The organism is Helicobacter bilis ATCC 51630, from assembly GCF_000686565.1.
Lineage (GTDB): Bacteria > Campylobacterota > Campylobacteria > Campylobacterales > Helicobacteraceae > Helicobacter_A > Helicobacter_A bilis.
This window is the reverse complement of record NZ_JMKW01000126.1, coordinates 1-1,246: the sequence shown is the minus strand read 5'-3', so window position 1 is coordinate 1,246 and position 1,246 is coordinate 1. Positions and strand designations below refer to the sequence as shown.

2 protein-coding genes are annotated in these 1,246 nt (G+C 31.5%); both read right to left on the bottom strand.

The window, feature by feature from the left end:
* Window positions 1–7: 7 nt before the first annotated feature.
* Window positions 8–1,000: a type IV secretion system protein gene (locus tag T368_RS0111610; RefSeq protein ID WP_004087037.1), complete on the bottom strand. Its 993-nt coding sequence runs from the start codon at window positions 998–1,000 to the stop codon at window positions 8–10.
* On the bottom strand, window positions 984–1,154 hold the full coding sequence (locus tag T368_RS15795) for a hypothetical protein (RefSeq protein ID WP_004087036.1): 171 nt from the start codon (window positions 1,152–1,154) through the stop codon (window positions 984–986). Before T368_RS15795 ends, T368_RS0111610 begins: the two co-directional genes overlap by 17 nt.
* Between the last annotated feature and the right edge of the window lie 92 nt (window positions 1,155–1,246).

The window sequence follows — 1,246 nt, the reverse complement described above, 5'->3', positions numbered from 1 at the left end:
GCCAACACTATTTTTGTCCACCTGTTTGATAGTTTCTATCATTTCTTGCTTGTGTATAGCCTTTGAAGCCTTGTTTTGCCATAGCACCTGCCCCTGCTATCGCTCCTGCTATACCTGTTTTATGTTCCCCATCTCCACTTCCTATTAGCTGTTGAGTCCATTGTGGGATTTTAGATAATAGTGTTATTGCTACAAGGCATAAAATTATGATAAGGAATATATCTAGCATAGCTGTCCCTACATTTGCTGGATTACTCCAAAAATTATCTTGTTGTTGCTGTGTTGTTATTTTTGTTGTTTGATTTAATATCATAGATGTCATAAATCCTGCGATAATTGTTGCAAATGCAGGTTGTAGTGCAGTAGATGTATAAAGTTTTAACCAACTAAAAAAGTATCCTCTAAATTTAGGAATGATAAGACATGGTAACATAATAGGACATATTGAAAGTGTAATCGCACAGACTAAATTTATAAGTATTATAAAGATTGATAAGAATAATATATAAAGCCATATAACTAATAATGTAAGTAATCCTAATATCATAAGAAGAAACAAAAATCCAATATCCTTAATGCTAAGGTTAGCCCACATACTACCTACAAAAGCATTAGAAACATTTAACAAATCATCTGGATTCGCCATTTTTGATAGTCCGCCTATCCCTGCGTAAAATAATGCAATAGGATAATGCACTATCTCTAAAAATCCTTTATAATATGTTTCATTTGCAAATATAGCTTTCAAGCATACAAACATAATAAGCCATGTTCCTGCCTTATAAAAATCCTCTTTGCTCCATTCTCTGCCAATTTTATTATATACCCAAAAACATGCAACTAAGGCAAGTGTTACGCTAAACAATCCATTATTAACTACATGTGCTGTTGCTTTAAATATACTTGAAGCAAGTGATTGTCCTGCTCCATTTATCAAATCAGCGGCTCTATCTAATAATCCACCACCATCTGTATTGACTGCATCATATCCATAAGCCATTTTTACCCCTTTTATTAGAGAATTTTATTAAGTAACCAAAGTAATATTTTATAAAACCTATCTTTGAAGCTAAAAATATAATTACAATAAGAATCAATAGAATAATTTCATTTTCAAACCAAACCTTTCCTATTTCTACAATTATATCTGTCATTTCTAGTTCCTTTTACTCTCAAAAAATGTTGAAGTGAAGTCAGGTTGTCCTATGTCATTACGCTTAAATTTTTTAATTTTTTCAGGTTTAAT

What these genes read in the sequence shown, in the direction of transcription:
- T368_RS0111610 (WP_004087037.1), bottom strand. Translation starts at nt 1,000, where the DNA reads ATGGCTTATGGATATGATGCAGTCAATACAGATGGTGGTGGATTATTA.
- T368_RS15795 (WP_004087036.1), bottom strand. Translation starts at nt 1,154, where the DNA reads ATGACAGATATAATTGTAGAAATAGGAAAGGTTTGGTTTGAAAATGAA.